General features: G+C 43.9%; 20 protein-coding genes. 16 read left to right on the forward strand and 4 right to left on the reverse strand.

Translation table 11 applies throughout. From position 1 onward, the window contains the following. Positions 1 to 62: 62 nt before the first annotated feature. Positions 63 to 680 carry a TetR/AcrR family transcriptional regulator gene (locus M3629_RS06920; RefSeq protein ID WP_244159200.1) on the reverse strand — a complete coding sequence of 206 codons (618 nt, stop codon included), beginning with the start codon at positions 678 to 680 and terminating at the stop codon, positions 63 to 65. A gap of 1119 nt (positions 681 to 1799) precedes the next feature. On the opposite strand from M3629_RS06920, the gene M3629_RS06925 reads away from it, so the two are divergent. After that, positions 1800 to 3044: a saccharopine dehydrogenase family protein gene (locus M3629_RS06925; protein ID WP_090915856.1), complete on the forward strand. Its 1245-nt coding sequence runs from the start codon at positions 1800 to 1802 to the stop codon at positions 3042 to 3044. Between the two features lies 1 nt (position 3045). Next, positions 3046 to 4173 (forward strand): carboxynorspermidine decarboxylase, encoded by a 1128-nt coding sequence (nspC, locus tag M3629_RS06930; protein WP_090915858.1) that lies wholly within the window; start codon positions 3046 to 3048, stop codon positions 4171 to 4173. A 132-nt stretch (positions 4174 to 4305) separates the two neighbouring features. On the opposite strand, the gene M3629_RS06935 is transcribed toward nspC, so the two are convergent. Beyond that, complete coding sequence (locus tag M3629_RS06935; protein ID WP_251503442.1) at positions 4306 to 5088, reverse strand: SDR family NAD(P)-dependent oxidoreductase; 783 nt, start codon at positions 5086 to 5088, stop codon at positions 4306 to 4308. A gap of 113 nt (positions 5089 to 5201) precedes the next feature. Between M3629_RS06935 and M3629_RS06940 the strand changes: the two genes are divergently transcribed. Both M3629_RS06940 and M3629_RS06945 read left to right on the forward strand, forming a co-directional pair. Then, positions 5202 to 5558: a MerR family transcriptional regulator gene (locus M3629_RS06940; protein ID WP_251503443.1), complete on the forward strand. Its 357-nt coding sequence runs from the start codon at positions 5202 to 5204 to the stop codon at positions 5556 to 5558. Positions 5559 to 5701: 143 nt separating this feature from the next. Further along, complete coding sequence (locus tag M3629_RS06945) at positions 5702 to 6574, forward strand: YitT family protein (protein ID WP_090915864.1); 873 nt, start codon at positions 5702 to 5704, stop codon at positions 6572 to 6574. An 86-nt stretch (positions 6575 to 6660) separates the two neighbouring features. Here M3629_RS06945 and M3629_RS06950 read toward each other — a convergent pair whose 3' ends face one another. Continuing rightward, positions 6661 to 7332 carry a cyclase family protein gene (locus M3629_RS06950; RefSeq protein ID WP_251503444.1) on the reverse strand — a complete coding sequence of 224 codons (672 nt, stop codon included), beginning with the start codon at positions 7330 to 7332 and terminating at the stop codon, positions 6661 to 6663. Positions 7333 to 7691: 359 nt separating this feature from the next. Between M3629_RS06950 and M3629_RS06955 the strand changes: the two genes are divergently transcribed. The 3 genes from M3629_RS06955 to M3629_RS06965 all read left to right on the forward strand — a co-directional run bounded on the left by M3629_RS06955 (position 7692) and on the right by M3629_RS06965 (position 10740). Next, positions 7692 to 7889 carry a hypothetical protein gene (locus M3629_RS06955; RefSeq protein WP_145330658.1) on the forward strand — a complete coding sequence of 66 codons (198 nt, stop codon included), beginning with the start codon at positions 7692 to 7694 and terminating at the stop codon, positions 7887 to 7889. 221 nt (positions 7890 to 8110) lie between these two features. After that, entirely contained in the window at positions 8111 to 9244 is a 1134-nt protein-coding gene (locus M3629_RS06960) for a serine hydrolase domain-containing protein (protein ID WP_251503445.1), read from the forward strand. A gap of 353 nt (positions 9245 to 9597) precedes the next feature. Further along, positions 9598 to 10740 (forward strand): DUF4309 domain-containing protein, encoded by a 1143-nt coding sequence (locus M3629_RS06965; protein ID WP_251503446.1) that lies wholly within the window; start codon positions 9598 to 9600, stop codon positions 10738 to 10740. A 99-nt stretch (positions 10741 to 10839) separates the two neighbouring features. Here the strand turns inward: M3629_RS06965 and M3629_RS06970 are convergent, their stop codons facing one another. Next, positions 10840 to 11874 (reverse strand): DMT family transporter, encoded by a 1035-nt coding sequence (locus M3629_RS06970; protein WP_251503447.1) that lies wholly within the window; start codon positions 11872 to 11874, stop codon positions 10840 to 10842. Positions 11875 to 12141: 267 nt separating this feature from the next. On the opposite strand from M3629_RS06970, the gene M3629_RS06975 reads away from it, so the two are divergent. The 9 genes from M3629_RS06975 to M3629_RS07015 all read left to right on the forward strand — a co-directional run bounded on the left by M3629_RS06975 (position 12142) and on the right by M3629_RS07015 (position 20340). Beyond that, positions 12142 to 13131, forward strand: a complete 990-nt coding sequence (locus tag M3629_RS06975; RefSeq protein ID WP_251503448.1) for a LacI family DNA-binding transcriptional regulator — start codon at positions 12142 to 12144, stop codon at positions 13129 to 13131. Next, on the forward strand, positions 13124 to 14002 hold the full coding sequence (gene rbsK, locus M3629_RS06980) for a ribokinase (protein WP_221788718.1): 879 nt from the start codon (positions 13124 to 13126) through the stop codon (positions 14000 to 14002). The genes M3629_RS06975 and rbsK overlap by 8 nt, the downstream gene beginning before the upstream one ends. Further along, a complete protein-coding gene (gene rbsD, locus M3629_RS06985; protein ID WP_251503450.1) occupies positions 14002 to 14403 on the forward strand; it encodes a D-ribose pyranase in 402 nt (133 codons plus the stop codon). Before rbsK ends, rbsD begins: the two co-directional genes overlap by 1 nt. Before the next feature lie 14 nt (positions 14404 to 14417). Beyond that, positions 14418 to 15899: a sugar ABC transporter ATP-binding protein gene (locus tag M3629_RS06990; RefSeq protein ID WP_251503452.1), complete on the forward strand. Its 1482-nt coding sequence runs from the start codon at positions 14418 to 14420 to the stop codon at positions 15897 to 15899. Position 15900: 1 nt separating this feature from the next. Continuing rightward, on the forward strand, positions 15901 to 16872 hold the full coding sequence (locus tag M3629_RS06995; RefSeq protein ID WP_251503454.1) for an ABC transporter permease subunit: 972 nt from the start codon (positions 15901 to 15903) through the stop codon (positions 16870 to 16872). A gap of 15 nt (positions 16873 to 16887) precedes the next feature. Beyond that, positions 16888 to 17820 (forward strand): ribose ABC transporter substrate-binding protein RbsB, encoded by a 933-nt coding sequence (gene rbsB, locus M3629_RS07000; protein WP_251503457.1) that lies wholly within the window; start codon positions 16888 to 16890, stop codon positions 17818 to 17820. Positions 17821 to 18277: 457 nt separating this feature from the next. Then, positions 18278 to 18832 carry a hypothetical protein gene (locus tag M3629_RS07005; protein WP_251503458.1) on the forward strand — a complete coding sequence of 185 codons (555 nt, stop codon included), beginning with the start codon at positions 18278 to 18280 and terminating at the stop codon, positions 18830 to 18832. A gap of 26 nt (positions 18833 to 18858) precedes the next feature. Further along, positions 18859 to 19110, forward strand: a complete 252-nt coding sequence (locus tag M3629_RS07010) for a hypothetical protein (protein WP_090915887.1) — start codon at positions 18859 to 18861, stop codon at positions 19108 to 19110. 486 nt (positions 19111 to 19596) lie between these two features. Beyond that, positions 19597 to 20340 carry a YggS family pyridoxal phosphate-dependent enzyme gene (locus tag M3629_RS07015; RefSeq protein WP_251503460.1) on the forward strand — a complete coding sequence of 248 codons (744 nt, stop codon included), beginning with the start codon at positions 19597 to 19599 and terminating at the stop codon, positions 20338 to 20340. Positions 20341 to 20355 lie beyond the last annotated feature (15 nt).

Below are 20355 nucleotides of genomic sequence, written 5' to 3' on the forward strand. Positions count from 1 at the left end.
TCTATTATAAGTATGACAATTCTAATGGTGGATTATGATTAAAAGACGATAAAAGAAGGGGCTTAAAATCCTTTTCGCAAATGATCAAACACCGTTTCCATAAACTGCTCAAACGGGACTGCATCTGAACCTGAGCCTGCGGGGATTTGCTTACCGGGCAACAGTACGTTCAGTCTTCCTTCAATTAAGGGCAACACGGTGCCATAAATAGCGCTGATCAACAAGTAAGTATAGATTTCGTCGTTTTGGCCGTTCGACAGGTCGAGCAGGGTTTCCTGCGCCTGAGTCTGCAGCCTGTGCATCGCTGCCAAATAGTGAGGTTCAAGCACGGGATAGGTACGGGACAAGATGACAAGTTGATGCAGTCTGCCAATCAATTCGGACGTGAGTTGCATTTTAACCAGTTCATACATAATTTCCAGCAGTGAGGCATGATCCGGAATCTCTGTGATCAGATGTTCAAGCTCGGCTGTATTTGGCACAGATAGAGCTCCAAGCGCAACAGCTTCTTCCTTGCACGTAAAGTAGTTGGCAAATGTTCTACGAGAGCATCCGACCTGTTGCACGATATCTTCTACCGTAAATCCATCTAGTCCATGCTCCAGCGTCAGATTAAAAGCAACTCCGGCAAGGGCTTTCTCCGTGGCTTCTTTTTTTAAGTGTCGCAACGTTCGTTTCATAATTTATACCGCCTATGCGTTCACCTCCTCAAGATGAATTGAAGGAAAATATCCACAGTATCTCTTTTGTGAAAATAAGCATAACAACAATTTGCCCAATGTGCAAATTTACTCATTGTGCAAATTAATAGTGTGAATGAATATCCAATAATAGTTTATTAATATGCACCTTATTTCAATTTAAAATTTGTACTTAATAGACCCTGTACAAGCTTTGCTACTTTTTGGATTACATTCCCGTAAATTGTTTGAATTGTTCGTAAATCGCCGTCTGAGAACTATATGGACAAATGGAGAAACGTTTTTTCGAAAAAGTATGACTTCATTAGGAGCATATATCGATTAAATCTATACAGAAGGATAGAGGTTGAAGTTAAAATATAACATTCATGACTTTATCTATAATTATGTGAGAAGTGGACTTGAATAAAAGAGGGGGCATATTTATGCAGAAACATTTTATCTCTAGTGGGAATCGCTGAAGATGACTTTAGAGGTTATGACGACCTGTTGATTCCTGATCTAATAAAAATAAAAAATAAATTTTAAAATATCCCTTGATTTTTCGGGAAACGTCTGATAGTGTAATACCTGTGATTTTGGAAAGTTGATTTATCAATATGAATTAGAGCTTTCCAGCAGATAATTTTTGACCACTTCTACCAAGGAGTTAAGGCCATACGGACAGCCGGGTCAAATGCCGATTGGCAACTTCTGTTGCCTTATTGATTGAGTTCAAAGCTCAAATTTTATAAGTTGGTTACTTTACAACCAGTGCATCTGCACATCAACTTGTGAAACGGTCAATAAGAGTGGTAAAGGCGAATTATTTGCTATATAGACTCTGATCCAATATTGATATACATGAAGAAGCTTTCCGCTGAAGGGGTTCTTATGGACTTTTTTGGTCAAGGAGTCTTCACGTCTTTTTTATGATGTATATCGACAAGCAAGTGTGATGGTGTGCGCAAAAGTGCGACATTTTTCACCTTGCTTTTTTTATTGTATCAGGAGCGGGTGGACGTTGCATAATGAAACAATACAACTGCGAACGTCTTGGAATTTTACGAAAAAAACAAAAACAAAAAAACCTGATTATGGGGATAGGAGAATGAGAAAATGGGAAAAGCACTAATCATCGGCGCCGGCGGCGTGGCTTCTGTAGCAGTACACAAATGCGTTCAAAACAGCGAGGTTTTTGAAGAAATCTGTATCGCAAGCCGTACCAAATCCAAATGTGATGATCTGAAAGCAAAATTGGATGGCGGCAAAACAAAAATTACAACAGCTCAAGTGGACGCGGACAATGTAGAAGAGCTGATTGCATTGATCAACGAGTTCCAACCGGATATCGTAATGAACTTGGCATTGCCATACCAGGATCTGACGATCATGGATGCTTGCCTGGCTACGAAAACAAACTACATGGATACAGCAAACTATGAGCCGGAAGATACGGCGAAATTCGAATATAGCTGGCAATGGGATTACAAAGAGCGTTTCGAAAAAGCAGGCATCACTGCATTGCTGGGTAGCGGATTTGACCCTGGCGTAACTGGCGTATTCTCCGCATACGCATTGAAACACTATTTTGACGAGATCGAATATATCGATATCCTCGACTGCAATGGCGGCGACCATGGTTACCCATTTGCTACGAACTTCAACCCTGAGATCAACATTCGTGAAGTTTCTGCGAACGGCAGATACTGGGAGAATGGTGAATGGATCGAAACTAAACCGATGGAAATCAAACGTGTGTACGACTTCAAAGAAGTTGGCGAAAAAGATATGTACCTGTTGTACCATGAAGAGCTGGAGTCTCTGGCGAAAAATATCCCTGGCTTGAAACGTATCCGTTTCTTCATGACATTTGGTCAAAGCTATCTGACTCACCTAAAAGCTCTGGAAAACGTAGGCATGACTTCCATCGAGCCGATCGAGTTCGAAGGAAAACAAATCATTCCTTTGCAATTCCTGAAAGCTGTTCTGCCTGATCCGGCGTCCCTCGGACCTCGTACAGTAGGTAAAACGAACATCGGTTGTATCTTCAAAGGTAAAAAAGACGGTCAAGACAAAACATATTATGTGTACAACATCTGTGATCACCAAGAGTGCTATAAGGAAGTTGGTTCCCAAGCGATCTCTTACACAACTGGTGTACCGGCAATGATCGGTGCGGCTATGGTGATGACAGGAAAATGGAACAAACCAGGCGTATACAACGTGGAAGAGTTCAACCCGGATCCATTCATGGAAGAACTGAACAAATGGGGACTTCCTTGGGTAGAAGACTTCAATCCGGTTCTCGTGGATGAGCTGCCAGAAGAGTCCAAAGCAAAAGAATCGGAGCTTGTTCGCTAACATGCGGTTCGAGCAATTACCGACACCCTGCTTTGTTGTTGACGAAGGTCTGATTGAGAAAAACTTGAAAATCCTGAACGGTGTAATGCAGCGTACAGGAGCGAAAATCGTGCTTGCGCAGAAGGCGTTCTCCATGACGGCGATGTATCCGCTTATTGGAGAATACTTGAGCGGTGCGACTGCGAGCGGTTTGTATGAAGCGCGTCTTGGTCACGAAGAGATGGGCAAAGAGAATCATGTCTTTGCTCCGGCTTTTCGTGAGGAAGAGATGGATGAGATTGTTGCGATCTGTGATCACATCATTTTTAATTCCTTTTCCCAACTGGCAAAATTCAAGGATAAAGCACTGCAAGCGGGCTGTAAGGTTGGTTTGCGTGTAAACCCGGAATGCTCCACTCAGGAAGGACATGAGATCTATGATCCGTGTGCTCCAGGTTCACGTTTCGGCGCGAAGCAGGAGGATTTCCGTGCAGAGTTGCTTGAAGGGGTATCTGGACTGCACTTCCACACGCTGTGCCAGCAAAACTCGGACGACTTGGAAACAACGTTGAATGCATTTGTTGAGAAGTTCGGACAATGGTTGCCGCAGATGGAATGGATTAACTTCGGCGGAGGACACCATATTACCCGTGAAGATTACGACATCCCAAGACTCGAAGCTTGCATTAAACGGATGCAAAATGATTATGGTCTGGAAGTGTACCTGGAGCCGGGAGAAGCGGTTGCACTTAATGCAGGTTATCTGGTGACTTCCGTACTGGACTTCCACAAGAATGGCATGGATATTGCCATTTTGGATACTTCAGCAACTTGTCATATGCCAGATGTTCTGGAGATGCCGTATCGTCCGCCATTGATTGGATCGGGTGAAGTGGGCGAGAAAGCTCACCTGTATCGTCTGGGTGGTCAAACATGTCTGTCTGGTGACGTGATTGGCGACTATTCATTCGATGAGCCTTTGAAAGAAGGCGACCGTCTCGTATTTGAAGACATGGCGATCTACTCCATGGTTAAAACCAATACGTTCAACGGCATGCCGCTTCCTGCCATTGCGGTTAAACGCAAAGATGGAGATTGCGAAGTTGTACGTGAATTCGGATATCAGGATTTTAAAATGCGATTGGCATAATACTTTATTATATATCGGAGCAATATAGAGATATTACAATAGAGAGCAATAATAGTGCAGTACAAGTAAAAAGGCTGTCCAAGGTCACAGGCTTCGTGTGACCAGAGGACAGCCTTTTTTTGGCTACTTCTATTATTCGTTAGAATCGACAGGTTTGCTTGCAGCTCTTGCGGCATAGGGGAAGATTGGGTCTTTCAGTTCGAATTCATACGTTAGACCATTCACAATACCTACAACATGTTTGCTGTCATAGAGATCGAGTAAAAATCCAGCCATTTGCTCGGCTGTATGGAACTTGGGCACACGGCCTTCATACTGGAACTGATCCAGATCAAAGGCACGTTCAGCAAACTCAGTTTCTGTGGCCGCAGGTGCCAGCACTTTGGCTTGCATTGGAGCGCCTTTGCTTTGGAGTTCTTGTGCTAGCCCTTCGGTAAAGGCACTGACATAAAACTTCGTGGCACAATAGGTCACCGCATCTGGAACGATAGTGTAGCCGCCCCCTGAAGAGATGTTGATGATCCGCGTGCCCGGAGTATTGGCATAATCCCGAACATACAGAGTGGAGAGAATCGTCAGTGCTTCAATATTCAGATGAAGCATTTGCTCAATTTTAGGCAAATTTTGCTCACCGACCGAAGCAAAGTTGCCAAAGCCTGCGTTGTTGATCCATGTTTCAATGGAGTAACCTTTCAAGCTTTCATAGAAAGCATGTACATCTGCGGCAATGGACAAATCCACTGTACGAACAACAACATCGAGTTCCGGGTTCAGTTCGTTAATCTTATTTTTTAACAAATCCAAAGCTTCGGTTCTACGCGCAGCTAAAATGAGATGTTTGCCTCTGGCTGCAAAAGCCAAAGCGGCTTCATATCCAATGCCTGAGCTGGCACCGGTAATAACGGTATATTTCATTTGAATTCCTCCTGGGATCAATGCTAAGCATTATTGTGGGATGACCACGAATTGATTATACTGATTAGAGTTTACTCTAAGTCAAGCCATCCGAAGGAGGAGGTGAAACAACCATGCATACGATCGGAGAAGTCGCCGAGATGCTGGGCATCAGTGCACATACGTTGCGTTATTATGAGAAGGAACAAATTATCATCCCATTGCGTGACTCCAGTGGGGACAGGCGTTATAATGAGTCGCATCTTAAATGGCTTCAGTTTGTCATCAAACTAAAAGAAACACAAATGCCAATCGCGAAGATTAAGCAGTATGCTTCTTTATTTCAGGAAGGAGAGCATACCGCTACAGAACGTTTGAAGTTGCTCGAGAACCATAAAAAAGCCGTTGAAGATCAGATGAATACCCTTCATGCGGCGAATGAAATGCTTGAACTTAAAATCACAGCATATCGATCCTTTATCGGGAAATAATGTAACGTAGAAAGAATGCGATCGGAAGACTGAACTAACTTTTGGATTGCCCTTCTATTGCCAAATGTGTGATTTTTGTTATAGACTATTTTTTATGTTTGTTAAAATTTATCGTGTTTATCGTTTATCAAGGGGGAAATGGAATGCATCAACACAAACCACACAAGTCGAACCAGCTCAAAATCCTTTCCAAAGCGCTACTCATCATTATCGGGGGATTCATCACGGCCTATGGTCTGGAGGCCATATTGATTCCTAACCAGGTATCCGATGGTGGCGTAACCGGTCTCAGTATCGTCGGCTCGAATTTGTTCGGCTTGCCACTCGGATTACTCATTGGATTGCTGAACATTCCGTTTGTGTGGCTCGGTTACAAGCAAATTGGTAAAAGCTTTGCACTATACTCCGTCATCGGAATCGCTTCACTGGCGATTAGTGCTAGTCTGATGCATCATGTGCCCACGATTATTAAAGGGGACACGTTGCTGGTAACGGTTGTGGGTGGTATCATTATCGGTTTTGGTATGGGTCTTGCACTACGTAACGGCGGAGCACTTGATGGGATTGATATGCTTGCCGTATTGTTATCTCGTAAGCTTCCGTTCGGAACGAGTGACCTGATTCTATTCCTGAACATGTTTGTATTTATCGTTGTTTCGACCGTATTTGGTCTGCAAGGCGCGATTTTGTCAGGACTCGCTTATTTCATTGCCTCTAAAGTGATACATATTGTCGAAGAAGGTTTGAGCGGTTCGAAGACATTCAAAATTATTACGACACAACCGGAAGTCATGGTGGAGACTATTCGTGATCGACTCGGACGCGGAGCAACGTACACCGAGGCATATGGTGGATACTCCAACGAGCAGTTCAAGGAAATCACTTGTGTCATCAACCGGATGGAAGAGAGTAAAATCAAAGAAATCATTAACGAGATTGACCCTACAGCCTTTGTTGTTGTCTACGATGTAGCCGAAGTGAAGGGCGGAAATTTCAAGAAGAAAGACATTCACTAAGAACAAGCGTTGATAAGAGCAGCCCTCTTGTCGGCGCTTTTTCTTATCTTTTTTTCACAAAACCATAATCATTCCGCTAGCCAGCCTTAATCTTCCGTAAAAACAGTAGCAAAGCTGCTGTCGACGCCTTCGATGTACAGAGGGATCGCGTAGACCCTAGAGATGTGGGAAAGATCCTGATTCAGATTCAGATCTTCAATGACGAGAATGTACTTGCCATCAACCCGACCTTTGCCCAGAATAATCTGGTGAAAAGCAATGGCTTCGTCTGGATGATTCGCTGCACCAGCGGATATCATATCGATACCAATAGCACGCAAGGAGTTGAAAATCATCAGGTACTGTGCTGCCGAGGCGGATAAACCCGGGTTATGATTGGCGTATCTGTCAGGATCAGATGAGCGAATTCTGCCAAATCCCGTGCGAATCAGCAGCAGGTCAGCTCCAGCGATCTGATGCTCATAAGGCTGCAGATCAGCTTTGGTGATCAACCCATCATCACTTTTGGGAATATCAATCACCACGGGGTGTGTAAAAATAAAATCATCTATCGGAATCTCACTGATCTTTTTGCCTTGAGGATTAAAATGCCACGGCGCATCAATATGTGTACCATTATGATTAAGGCTTGAGACAATAAACTGGTTGTAGGCATCACCTTGAGCGATACTGGATTGCTGTTGTATCACGACGGGAGGATTGCCTTTGTACACCGGGGTGTTCACACCCAGCGGATAAGATAAGAGAAGTCGAGCCATGATTAGACCTATCTCCTTTCCTTTGCGTTATCCTGGATTACTTGCATTTACTTGCATAAGCAGAGCTTCTGTATGGAAAGCTTTTGTATATAAGTTGAACTGGATTGGTGTGCACAAAAACGGAGAGGACAGAAAAAACCTGAAAAAGCGAAGCGGTTGCCTAAAAGCTTTCTGCAAGAAAGCTACATCGGAAGCATACGCTTCACCGGATTTTCCCCTCGAGAAAAGGGAATTAAAAAAATCTGGGGGTAATAGCGATTGGAAGGTTATTCTGTCATCGAAGTGTTGTGCAAATTCTCTTTAGTTCGATTTATGTAGTGAAAAGACGTACAAGACATTTCAATATGGAGGTTAGTGCGATGACGAAGCAAGACCCGCAGGAACTTTTGAAACAGAAGCACGAACAGGACGAGCACAAAAGACAATTTACCAATTTCTCCCGCAACGTATCCGGTCATGGTGAGATGGAGGCAGGGCAGGAATTTAGTCAGGATCACGTAACGGATGACCAGAATCGTATGAAATCGGTTGAGAATAGACGATCTTATCCAAATTAGCGTGCGAATATGATATTAAGGTTATTAGCTGGTCCAGTTATGGATCGGCTTTTTGCCATTTGAATTGCAATATCTGGCCTGACGAAATTAACATTTAATCAAACTAGTCAACAGGTTCAAAAGGTCGTATAGTAGTATATGTCGTAGGGAAGAGAAGTATATTTCACGAAGTGCTCTTCGTGGCACGAACAAAACAATTTTACATATAAGGATGGGGAAATATGGACTTTAAACCGGTTGCTTCATTAATTGATCGCTTAACCTCATGGAGAGTTCCATGGGCAGAAGTGCTAATTATGCATCAAAACGAAACCGTTTTCCAGTATCGCAATGGATTCGAAAATTTGGAGGAGAAGACGCCAATTCGCGACAACGCAATCTTTAATCTCTACTCCATGACCAAGATTATGACTTGTGTGGCTGCGTTGCAACTAGTTGAAAAAGGGGATATCCTTTTACTTGACCCGCTGTCTCAGTATTTACCTGAATTTGCAGAAATGCAGGTGAAAAAGGCACTTCCGAATGGCGAGGTGTATTACGAGAAAGCGAAAAGACCAATAACGGTACGTGATCTATTTACGATGACTGCTGGTTTTTCATATGATATCCATTCGCCAAGTATCAAGGAAGCGGTGGAACGTACCAACGGAACACTGCCTACGCGGGAGTTTGCGAGAGCTGTTGCGAAGGAACCGCTGATGTTTGAGCCGGGCACACACTGGAATTACAGCATGTGTCATGATGTACTTGGTGCACTGGTCGAAGTTGTAAGTGGGAAACGATTCGGCACGTATTTGCAAGATGAGATCATTAAACCACTTGGTATGCATGATACCACCTTTGACCTGAATGAAGCTCAACAATCTCGCTTAATTCCGCAATATCTTTTTGATGAGGAGCAAGATAAAGCGGTACGAATGGACGGCAACGGTTTCCGTGTAGGTACAGAACTGGATAGTGGCGGTGCCGGATTGTTATCTACCGTGAACGATTACGCCAAGTTCCTGAATGCACTGACCGGATTTGGAACAAGCCCTGAAGGCGTGCGGATTTTGTCCCGAGCTTCCGTGGAGCTCATGAGAGCCGATCATCTGAATGACATGACACGACCAGACTTTTCATGGGATCATATGTATGGATACGGTTATGGTCTCGGAGTTCGTACACATATCTCCCCAGCAGGCAGTGGATCACTGAGTCCGGTTGGTGAATTTGGATGGGCCGGTGCGGCAGGCTGTATGGCGATTATCGATCCGGATTCTGGACTGACGGTGATGTATGCGCAACATCTGTTGAACAGTCAGGAGCATTATGTGCAGCGCCGCTTGCGTAATGTAGTGTACTCTTGCCTATAAAAAAGCTGTATGCTCGAAAGCTATTCTGATTAATATTAACTTATTTTGGACCCTGCCAAGGAAAAACAGCAGGGTTTTTGTTTGTTTTAATGGTATAAGGAGTGGGCCACGTATTCCTTATTATTTACATTTTTCTGTGGGAGAAAGTGTGTTATTATGGTTTAGGTCATTGGAACTAGAGGGAGATGTTTCCTCCAGATCAAATTATAAGAGAATACGTAAGGAGAGATGAAACACGCGAGAGTTTAGATTAAGTTGGATCCAATTAAAAGCATTAATCTAAAGCAGTCTAAGTTCATAAGAAGTACTCGGGTTGAAAAGAAATAAATTAAATACATAAGGGAGTTCACATCATGACTTATATGAAACATCATACCAAATGGGCATTTCTGATGATTATAACTTTAATTGTCTCTGTACTAAGTTCTTTGTTTTTCGTTTCAAGCACGGCCGGAGCAAGCGGAGAGCAAATTGCTGCCGACCAGCTCAAGCAACAGAGCAGGCTTTCGTTTACACTACGAGATGCGAAACAGAATGCATATACGGTTTATATTTTAGCTGAAGACGAGGAAGTTAGCACACTAACTGAACTTGATAGCTGGGGAGATAACAAAGCAGGAGACGTAATCTACACAGGAACATATCGTGCAGCACTTCTCAAATCGGGAGAAGCATTCGGCTCGGTGCAGCATGTTGATTTGGAACTGGATACAATTATTTTACGTCAAAATTTGAATTTTGTCGTGGACAGCAAGGAGCCTAGTATCCCGGATCTGTTAATGATCACGGAGTGGGGTTCATCAAATGTGAATATGATTAAAACGTTTGTGATTCAATCCGGTGAGTTGAAGCGCGTGAGTTATGTGCTACATGATGGAAAAACCGGTGGGGACTCTACGGTTGCTATGAGGGATCAGGGAATTCGGACATTGTCAGATGGTCGGGTACAATTCAGGTATTATAATAATGTACAGGGTATTTACGAATTCAATACCTTTAAAATGAATGCAAACCAATTACAGATGCGTCTCGATGATACTCGAAATCAAAAGACTGCAGTTTGGCCTAATTCGGGCGATGGGAATCGGGCTTACTTGAAGAGTCTCAAGGATGCTGCCTCCAAAGGACAGTTACCGGGACGGACAGATATTAAAACAGGCCTGACGTTGAAAACAGTGCAAAAGAAACTGGGCAAACCTAAATCCAAATCGAATGGAGAGTGGGGTGCTGTTTACAAATATGCCAACTTTGGTATCGGATTTGATGCCTACCTGCATGAATTGAAGAGCAAATCTCGCGTTTCCGTTATTGAGCTTTACAATGAGAAGCAGTATCTTTCCCCTGATGATATAAAGTTGTGGCTTGGAAAACCGTCTTCGGAATATTACAATGAAGCCGTTGGCGGATACGAGATGATATATAAATGGGGTAAACATGGTATTATGTTCAATACTGAAGAGGAAGATGATCTGATTGACTTCACTGTGATTTACTAATCTAGTCCACAGTACAAGGTAAAATCAACATAGTATCTTATTTTCAAATTCGAGCTTGACTGATCATATTATCGTATTATAAACAACAAAAGCCGCTGATTAGCGGCTTTTTGTCATTCGAAGTGCGTTTACACGGTTGACCAGATAAATGCCAACAGATACCAATATTAACGCAACAAGATTTTTTAGTTCCCAGATCGTTTCTCCAAGAAACAATGCGGATAGCAGGGCACCAAAGATGGGGATTAAGAAATTATAAACCGATACTTTGCCCACTTTGTTGTACTTCAGAAGCAGATTCCACAGGCAAAAGGCCACGGATGACAGCAAAGCCAGATACACCAGATTCAGTGTGGATTCCCATGTAAAATGAGTAACTTGACCTCCGAGTGACAGACCGAGCAGAGTCAGCACCAATCCGCCAACTAGAAGACTCACACCGGTGATCACCATAACATCAATTGTTCCAGTTAAACGCTTCGCGTAAATGGCTGTTACCGAGAAAACGAGAGCGGCCATAATGATAAATCCTTCTCCTGTGAAAGAGAATGAAAAGGTAAGCAAGTCTGCATGAAAGTTGACGATAATGACTCCAATAAACCCGATTACACAGCCGATGATTTTGTTACGGCTCAGCTTATCATTTTTATAGATAAAATGGGCCAATACAACACTGAAAAACGTCGTTGTTGCATTCATGATGGACCCTTTGACACCGGTGGTGTTGGCTACGCCTACATAAAAAAACATATATTGCAGTCCTGTCTGCAGTACGCCGAGCATGCTTAAACCTGCCCATTCACGTCCGTTAAGCTTGGGCTTGCGTCTGAAACCAACGCGATATAGAAGTAGCAGCAATATACCTGCCAAACTGAATCGATACCCGGCAAAAACGTATTTTGAAGCGATGTCTTCGGGCAAAATGTGAAAAGCAACATAGCCGAGTTTGATGGAAGGATAGGCACTCCCCCATAATAAGCAGCATAAGCCTGCAACGAGCATCACAATGAATGGATCGCTTAATTTGCTCCGATGTTCCTGTTCGCCTTTATTTTTGTTTTCTCGTGCTTTACTTTCACTTTGCATATGTTCTGTTGCCTTTGGACTAATGAGTGTTGAATCTCTCTCGATCACGCTTAATCTTCTCCTCGCTTGTTGTGCACATCTGTATGTAAGAATAAACAATCATGCCTTATAGACCATATCATAAAAACCTGCTTTTGTGTTGGAAGAAAAATGGCTTGGAGCAGGCAACCTTGTTATGAGGTGATGAGAGAAATTACAGAGATGATCGCGAGAAAAGCGTGTGTGGATTTTATTTCCAACAAGAGAGCGCTTGCCAAATGAAAAATAATGTGATAATTTATGTCTGTAACCGGTTACACATAAGGAGAACATTCCATGACAACAATTAAAGACGTAGCAAATCTGGCCGGTGTATCCGTAGCCACGGTATCCAGAGTGATTAATGACAGGGGCTATGTGCACGCAGATACTCGCAAGAAAGTTGAAGAGGCTGTCAAGGCACTTCACTTTTCACCGAATGAAGTGGCACGTTCACTATACACACGCAAGTCGAAACTGATTGGTCTACTGCTTCCAGACATTGCGAATCCTTATTTCCCTCAGCTTGCGCGGGGGGTGGAGGATCGGATGCAAGAGCAGGATTACCGCTTAATATTTGGAAACAGTGATGAGGATGAACGGAAGGAGCAGGATTACATCCAGACGTTTATCCAGAATAACGTAGTGGGTGTGATCTCATCCACCAATTACCCTCACTCTTCGATATATGAAAAGCTGAAGATTCCCGTTGTCTTTCTGGACAGAACTTCACTGGATCGACCTTCGGTCTACGCCGATGGCAGAGAAGGCGGAAGGCTTGCTGCCAAAGAAATCATCAAACGGGGCAGTAAAAGAATTACCGTTATGCAAGGACCATCCCATATTCGGCCGTCTCAAGATCGGTTTGAAGGAGCGATTGAAGTCATCCGACAAGCAGGACTGAATCATGAGGTCATTCAAACCACCTCGTTTTCATTTAATGAGGCAGGTGTATGGGCGGAGGAACTGTTCAGAAAATTTCCGGACACGGACGGCGTTATTGCCAGTAATGACATCGCCGCAATGGCGGTTTTGCATGAAGCTTATCGGATTGGGAGGAACGTCCCGAATGATGTACAGGTTATCGGGTTTGACGACATTCCGATGAGTGGTTTATTGTCACCTGCATTGTCTACAATTCGTCAGCCAGCATATGAAATGGGCAGAGAAGCGGCAGGATTACTTATTCAGTTAGTAGAGCAAAATAAGATCGAGAATAAAAACATACAGTTGCCCGTGTCTTTCATTGAACGGGGAACAACGAGAAAGGTGAGATCCGATGGCTAACATTTGTGTGATTGGAAGCAGTTCAATGGACTTGGTTGTGACATCCTCCAGAAGACCGGGCGCGGGAGAAACCGTGCTTGGTGAAAGTTTTAAGACAGTACCGGGCGGGAAAGGCGCCAACCAAGCTGTGGCGGCAGCTCGTTTGGGAGCCGAGGTTGTCATGATCGGCCGTGTTGGAGATGATACATTCGGTACAGACATTTTAGAAAACTTCAAAGCAAATCGTGTAAATACAAGCAATGTGAAACCGGTTACACATTCGGAGAGTGGTACAGCTCATATCATCTTGGCAGAGGGAGATAATAGCATTGTGGTGGTCGAAGCGGCCAATCGCGAAGTGACACCTGCTTATGTGGATGAAGCTGCTGAAGCGATTCGTAACGCGGATATTGTGCTGATCCAGCAAGAGATTCCAGAAGAAACGGTGATTCATGTCAGCCAATTATGTGCCAAATACAAGACACCCTTACTGCTCAATCCGGCTCCTGCCCGTGCGGTTCCGCAAGAGGTGATCGACAATGCATCTTATATTACACCTAATGAGCATGAGGCCGAAATTTTGTTCAAAGGCATGAAGCCTGCGGAAGCGCTACGCCAGCATCCAAACAAATTATTCATTACGGAAGGCAGTAAGGGTGTTCGATATTATGACGGTAATGAAGAGGTACTTGTGCCAACCTATAAAGTTGAAGCTGTAGATACAACCGGAGCTGGCGATACATTTAATGCAGCATTTGCAGTCGCTCTGGCTGAGGGTAAGTCGATTCAGGACAGTGTGCGTTTTGCCAATCGGGCGGCATCGTTATCCGTAACCAAGTTTGGTGCACAGGGCGGTATGCCAACCAGGGACGAAGTAGAGGAGAGCTTGTAATGAAAAGAAACGGCATCTTGAACAGTCACATCTCTAAAATCTTGTCTGATCTGGGTCACACGGATCAAATTGCCATTGCGGATGCGGGCTTGCCCGTTCCGGATGGTGTGCCCAAGATTGATCTGGCACTCAAACTTGGTACACCAAGCTTTCGTGAAGTGCTGGACGTCATTGCGGAAGACATGGTCATTGAAAAAGTGATCATCGCTAGTGAAATCCATGAAGGGAATCCGCAGACACTTGCGTACCTGAATGAGAAATTTGATACGCAGATCATCGATGATAGCCAGAACCATGAGCGGTTTAAAGCGTTAACCCGGCAAGTGAAGGCCGTTATTCGTACAGGCGAGGCTACACCGTATGCCAATTGCATTTTACAATCGGGAGTTCATTTCGGTTAAAAGGAGGCAGCACCATGCACATTCAGATGCATAATATCCATAAAGCGTTTGGCACAAATCAAGTGTTAAGCGGTGTGGATTTCGAATTAAAAGAAGGCGAGGTTCATGCCCTGATGGGGGAGAATGGCGCCGGGAAATCAACGCTGATGAACATTTTGATCGGTCTGCACCAACGGGATCAAGGAACCATAGAGATTGATGGCAAAGAGACGTACTTCGGTAGTCCAAAAGAAGCAGAGCAGCTTGGGCTTACGTTTATTCACCAAGAATTGAATGTCTGGCCTGAGATGACGGTACTGGATAACCTGTTTATCGGTAAAGAGATATCGTCCTCCATGGGGTTGCTGAACACAAAACAAATGAAAGCGCTTGCTAGTGAACAATTCGCCAAACTTTCGGTGGACATTCCGCTAGAACGCCCTGCAGGAGAGTGCTCTGTCGGACAGCAGCAGATGATTGAGATAGCTAAAGCGCTTATGACCGAGGCCAAAGTCATTATTATGGACGAGCCTACAGCGGCTTTGACTGAACGTGAAATTCAGAAATTGTTTGAGGTCATTCGTTCTGTGCAAAAAAATGGCGTATCCGTTGTTTACATCTCTCACCGAATGGAGGAAATTTTCACGATCTGTGATCGCATCACCATCATGCGTGACGGGAGAACCGTGGATACCAAAGCCATTCCCGAGACAAACTTTGATGAAGTTGTACGCAAGATGGTAGGTCGTGAACTGACGGAGCGTTATCCGTCCCGTCATCCGAAATATGGTGAAGTCGTGCTTGAGGTGAGGGAAGCGAATCGGAAGGGATTATTCAAAAATGTCAGCTTTGACGTGAAAGCCGGTGAAGTCCTCGGTTTCTCTGGTCTTATGGGATCAGGGCGTACAGAGATTATGAGAGCGATCTTTGGTCTGGATCGATTGGATAGCGGAGAGATTAAGATACGTGGCAAAAAAGTAAATATTCGCAAACCGGCGGATGCGGTGAAGCACGGCATCGGTTTTATAACAGAAGACCGGAAGGATGAAGGGCTGGTGCTCGACTTTTCCATCCGTGAAAATATGGCACTGACGAACCTATTCAGTTTCTCCAGCAAAGGTTTCATCTCGAATGGGAAAGAACAGGAGTTTGTAGACACACTCATCAAACGGTTGCAGATCAAAACCCAGTCCTCGGAAACCGCAGCCCGGAATTTGTCCGGTGGGAACCAGCAGAAGGTTGTCATTGCCAAATGGGTAGGTATCGGTCCAAACGTGCTCATTCTGGACGAGCCTACACGCGGGGTAGACGTTGGAGCGAAGCGTGAGATCTATCAGCTCATGAACGAACTGACGGATCGCGGGGTTGCGATTATCATGGTTTCATCCGAACTGCCTGAAGTGCTGGGTATGAGCGACCGCATTGCCGTTGTGCATGAAGGTCACATTACCGGCGTTCTACCGAAGGAACAAGCGACACAAGAACACATTATGACTCTAGCTACAGGGGGACAGTAACATGACAACGATGCAGGATACTAAAACAGCCAAAAGCGGGTTCCGCTTGTCTAGCGTAACACAAAAACTCGGCCCACTTCTCGGGTTAATCATTCTAATTGTGATTGTTTCCGTGCTCAATCCAAGCTTTTTGGAACCACTTAATATTCTAAATTTGCTACGTCAGGTTTCCATTAATGCTTTAATTGCATTTGGCATGACGTTTGTTATTCTTACTGGCGGGATTGACTTGTCGGTTGGTTCTATACTTGCGCTATCAAGTGCCTTCGTAGCCAATATGATGTTATCCGGTCTTGATCCAATCCTGTCCATCATCATTGGGGTAGCCCTTGGTGGAGTCATGGGTATGGTGAATGGACTGATGATTACCAAGGGTAACATGGCTCCATTTATCGCAACCCTTGCAACGATGACCATTTTTAGAGGTCTGACACTGGTATATACCAATGGTAATCCGATTACAGGTTTGGGCGATAGCCTGCTGTTCCAATTGTTTGGACGCGGATACTTGCTCGGTATTCCAGTACCAGCAATTACGATGCTGATTACGTTTGTAATTCTGTGGACGATTTTGCATAAAACGGCCTTCGGCCGCAAAACGTACGCCATCGGCGGTAATGAAAAAGCTTCCATCATCTCGGGTATCAAAGTATCCCGCGTCAAAATTATGATCTACTCCCTTGCAGGTATGCTTGCTGCGCTGGCCGGCGCGATTCTGACATCGCGTCTGAACTCCGCTCAACCTACGGCAGGTACATCCTATGAGCTGGATGCCATCGCAGCGGTTGTGCTGGGCGGAACAAGCCTTTCCGGCGGCCGCGGACGCATTGTAGGTACATTGATTGGTGTGCTGATCATTGGTGTGCTGAATAACGGTCTGAACCTGCTCGGTGTGAACTCCTTCTACCAAATGGTTGTGAAGGGTGTCGTTATTGCTATCGCAGTCCTGCTGGACCGCAAGAAAATCGCTTAAGGGAGAGAAAACAACATGAAAAAATGGACACTAACGCTTGTTAGCATGATACTGATCGTTGTTCTAGCCGGATGTTCGCTGGAGCCGCCAGGCTGGGCGAAACCAAAGTCAGCCGGAGGTAAGGAACAGAAGAAAATCGGTTTGTCGATCTCGACACTGAACAACCCGTTCTTCGTTTCACTGAAAGATGGTGTCGTATCCGAAGCACAGAAACAAGGTATTCAGGTTGTTGTCGTAGATGCACAGAACGATTCTGCAAAGCAAACGAATGATGTGGACGATCTGATTCAGCAGGGCGTTGATGCTTTGCTGATTAACCCGGCAGATTCCGCTGCAATCTCTACAGCGGTTCAATCCGCTAATAGTGTGGGCATTCCAGTAATTACGCTTGACCGCTCTGCGGATAAAGGTGAAGTTGCAGCACTTGTTGCTTCCGATAATGCAAAGGGTGGACGCATGGCTGCTGAATATATCGTGAAACAGCTTGGTGAAGGTGCTAAAGTGATTGAACTTGAAGGTGTACCGGGTGCATCAGCTACCCGTGAGCGTGGCAAAGGTTTCCACGAGATTGCAGACCAAAAGCTGGACGTGGTTGCGAAACAATCCGCTGACTTTGACCGCTCCAAAGGGTTGAATGTCATGGAGAACTTATTGCAAGGTAACCCAGGAGTGCAAGCCGTGTTTGCCCATAATGACGAAATGGCTCTTGGTGCCATCGAAGCAATCCAAAGTTCGGGGAAAGATATTCCGGTGATCGGATTTGACGGTAATGATGATGCCATTAAATCGATTCAGGATGGTAAACTAACAGCAACTGTAGCTCAACAACCTGAGTTGATCGGACAGCTCGCATTGCAAGCCGCACTCGATGTGCTGAGCGGTAAACAAGTGGAGAAATCGATCCCGGCTGAGTTGAAGCTGGTAACGAAGGAAAACGTGAATCAATAGATTTATATGAAAAAGGCAACACACGAATCCCGCTCTGGCTAAAAAAGCCGGAACGGGATTTTTTACTAGGCTATAGGTAGGTTGGCCCGCAAAAAAAATCACCTCTTATGTAGTTAGAAGGACTAAGGATTCATCAAGACCATTTCAATGAAATAGACTCGAAGAAAGAATAGGTCTTAGGAGGTAAACTAGACCTACAAACTAGTTAGTCTAAAGTGAATGTACAATACATATCGTATTCCCCCGAAGTATAGACGGAGAGAAATCTATAATTAAAATTTACAGAATTACTTTTTGAAAATGAGATGAAAATCACTTCGGAATATAATTTATTGTTATATATTGTATTAAAATCCATTTATATTTTTATTCAAACAAAAGAGGTGATGGAAGATAAAACGGAACATGCGAAAGTTCCTATATTATTTATCAAACTAAAACGAAGGAGTTGTTAGTCTTGATTAGATCAGGTAAAGTTTTCTTCAAGAGTCTGGTTGTGTTTATTGTATTATTATTTACTGTTACTACGAGTAGTGGAGTTTCTTTTGCTAATCAAGTTACAGTTGTTCCACAAAATTCAAACGAATTAAGCGAAACAACGATAACTGGTCTTACTGATGTTCAAGAGATGTTTGCTCTACCGTTTCATACAGAAAGTTTTACTCCAGCACAATTAGAGAATGCTGATGCTGTAACTCCCCTTAAAATAGTAGGGCCGGTATGGGTTAACAAATCTTTTACAGTGACTAAAAGCGAAAAATCTGTAACTGCTGTGTGGACCATCTCAACAGACTCAATTATAAGATCGGTAAATGCTTCATTTAGTACAGGTGTTGGTTGGACGGAAACGGCGAGTTTTAGTGGACCCAACTCCGGCGGAGTAACTCTTTCTCAAACATGGACATACTCTAAAGCAGGAACTTACTCAATCGGCGGAGTCGCCCAAATTCATACAGATGCTGGTCCTGCATCTTGCTTTGTAGGTCCACGAACAGTGGTCATTTTCGATTGATTTCTTAGGCCTTGGGGTGATAAAAATTGAACATCGTTGAACTAGCAATTGTATTAAGTGACGATCCACGAGCCGAACATGCTGATTTGGTAGCCTTACCTTTTGTTCCAAGAAAAGATGAGTTAATTCTCTGGAATAACAAGCTCTATATTGTAACCAATGTATTGTATGCTTTTGATACTGATCCAGCCAACTACAATAATGACGCTCATCCAGAAAAACAAAGTTTAGTCGCTCTTGATATTTGTTATAAAGTTTTATTAAAGCCTGCAAGATAATGCAGTTCTTTAGGAACTCACCTTGTTGCTATATAAGTTGAATTATTCTTTTACACAATAACGGAGAGGACAGAAATAACCTGGAAAAGCGGAGCTGAAAGCTTTCTGAAAGAAAGCTACATCGGAAGCATAGTCTTCGTCTTTATCACCGGATTTTCCCCTTTGGAAAAGGGAATCAAAAAAATCTGGGGATAACCGCTACTCTCCAGGTTATTCTGTCATTGGAGTGGGCCGTGTAAAATCTTTAGTTCAACTTATATAGTTGGTGATTAAAATCAACCCTTTATACACTGGGTTGAACATTCGTTTTTAATACCCTGAGTCGCCACTGTGCGGCTCTTTTTTATTGGGAATATAAAATACTCAAAGCAAAGATTGTTGTATTCGGATTTTGGATTGCTCAAAAATCATATCTTTGGATATACGTATTCAATCCATAGATTGTTATACTGTCATTCAAATGGTGAGTGGAAAGGGGCATCCGGCTTGGATTATCCGGTTGAAGAAAATTTAAAAATGGTTAGAAAACAAATGGCACTGGCTTGCAAGGCTTCTGGACGAAATGTTAACGATGTGCAGCTGCTTTTAGCCACGAAAACGGTACCGCTGGAGAAGTTACAGATTGCCGTGCAGGCAGGTGAACATCTGTTTGGAGAAAACAAGGTGCAGGAACTGCGAGATAAATATCCTCTTATGGAGCAGTCCAAAGCGGTGGAATGGCATTTTATCGGCCATCTGCAGACAAATAAAGTTAAGGAGGTAGTTAAGTATGTGACAATGATCCATTCGGTGGATCGTCTGAAGCTCGGGCAGGTCTTGCATGACCAGCTTGTCAAAGAACAGCGGACAATGGACATTCTTGTACAAATTAATACGTCCTATGAAGAAAGTAAATTCGGTGCTTCTCCAGAGGATGCAGTGGAACTCGTTGAACAATTGTCTCAATTTGAAACGCTTCATGTAAAAGGATTAATGACGATAGGGAAGCTGCATGCATCAGCTGATGAAACACGCCAATGTTTTCGCTTGTTGAAACGGCTCAGCATGCAGATCAGAGAGAGAAACATCCCACGCGTCGAGATGGAAATGTTATCGATGGGCATGTCCGGTGATTTCAGTATGGCGATTGAAGAGGGAGCGACCATCGTTCGTGTGGGAACCAATGTGTTTGGCCCACGTTATCTGCCCGATGAATATTACTGGAACGAACATAAAAAGATAGAAGATTAGTTGAGGGGCAGGGGT

It is taken from the genome of Paenibacillus polysaccharolyticus, assembly GCF_023714295.1.
Taxonomy (GTDB): domain Bacteria; phylum Bacillota; class Bacilli; order Paenibacillales; family Paenibacillaceae; genus Paenibacillus; species Paenibacillus polysaccharolyticus_A.

Bases quoted from the DNA above. Each gene is read 5' to 3' on its own strand.
- M3629_RS06920 (WP_244159200.1), bottom strand. From the start codon at position 680: ATGAAACGAACGTTGCGACACTTAAAAAAAGAAGCCACGGAGAAAGCC.
- M3629_RS06925 (WP_090915856.1), top strand. From the start codon at position 1,800: ATGGGAAAAGCACTAATCATCGGCGCCGGCGGCGTGGCTTCTGTAGCA.
- nspC (WP_090915858.1), top strand. From the start codon at position 3,046: ATGCGGTTCGAGCAATTACCGACACCCTGCTTTGTTGTTGACGAAGGT.
- M3629_RS06935 (WP_251503442.1), bottom strand. From the start codon at position 5,088: ATGAAATATACCGTTATTACCGGTGCCAGCTCAGGCATTGGATATGAA.
- M3629_RS06940 (WP_251503443.1), top strand. From the start codon at position 5,202: ATGCATACGATCGGAGAAGTCGCCGAGATGCTGGGCATCAGTGCACAT.
- M3629_RS06945 (WP_090915864.1), top strand. From the start codon at position 5,702: ATGCATCAACACAAACCACACAAGTCGAACCAGCTCAAAATCCTTTCC.
- M3629_RS06950 (WP_251503444.1), bottom strand. From the start codon at position 7,332: ATGGCTCGACTTCTCTTATCTTATCCGCTGGGTGTGAACACCCCGGTG.
- M3629_RS06955 (WP_145330658.1), top strand. From the start codon at position 7,692: ATGACGAAGCAAGACCCGCAGGAACTTTTGAAACAGAAGCACGAACAG.
- M3629_RS06960 (WP_251503445.1), top strand. From the start codon at position 8,111: ATGGACTTTAAACCGGTTGCTTCATTAATTGATCGCTTAACCTCATGG.
- M3629_RS06965 (WP_251503446.1), top strand. From the start codon at position 9,598: ATGACTTATATGAAACATCATACCAAATGGGCATTTCTGATGATTATA.
- M3629_RS06975 (WP_251503448.1), top strand. From the start codon at position 12,142: ATGACAACAATTAAAGACGTAGCAAATCTGGCCGGTGTATCCGTAGCC.
- rbsK (WP_221788718.1), top strand. From the start codon at position 13,124: ATGGCTAACATTTGTGTGATTGGAAGCAGTTCAATGGACTTGGTTGTG.
- rbsD (WP_251503450.1), top strand. From the start codon at position 14,002: ATGAAAAGAAACGGCATCTTGAACAGTCACATCTCTAAAATCTTGTCT.
- M3629_RS06990 (WP_251503452.1), top strand. From the start codon at position 14,418: ATGCACATTCAGATGCATAATATCCATAAAGCGTTTGGCACAAATCAA.
- M3629_RS06995 (WP_251503454.1), top strand. From the start codon at position 15,901: ATGACAACGATGCAGGATACTAAAACAGCCAAAAGCGGGTTCCGCTTG.
- rbsB (WP_251503457.1), top strand. From the start codon at position 16,888: ATGAAAAAATGGACACTAACGCTTGTTAGCATGATACTGATCGTTGTT.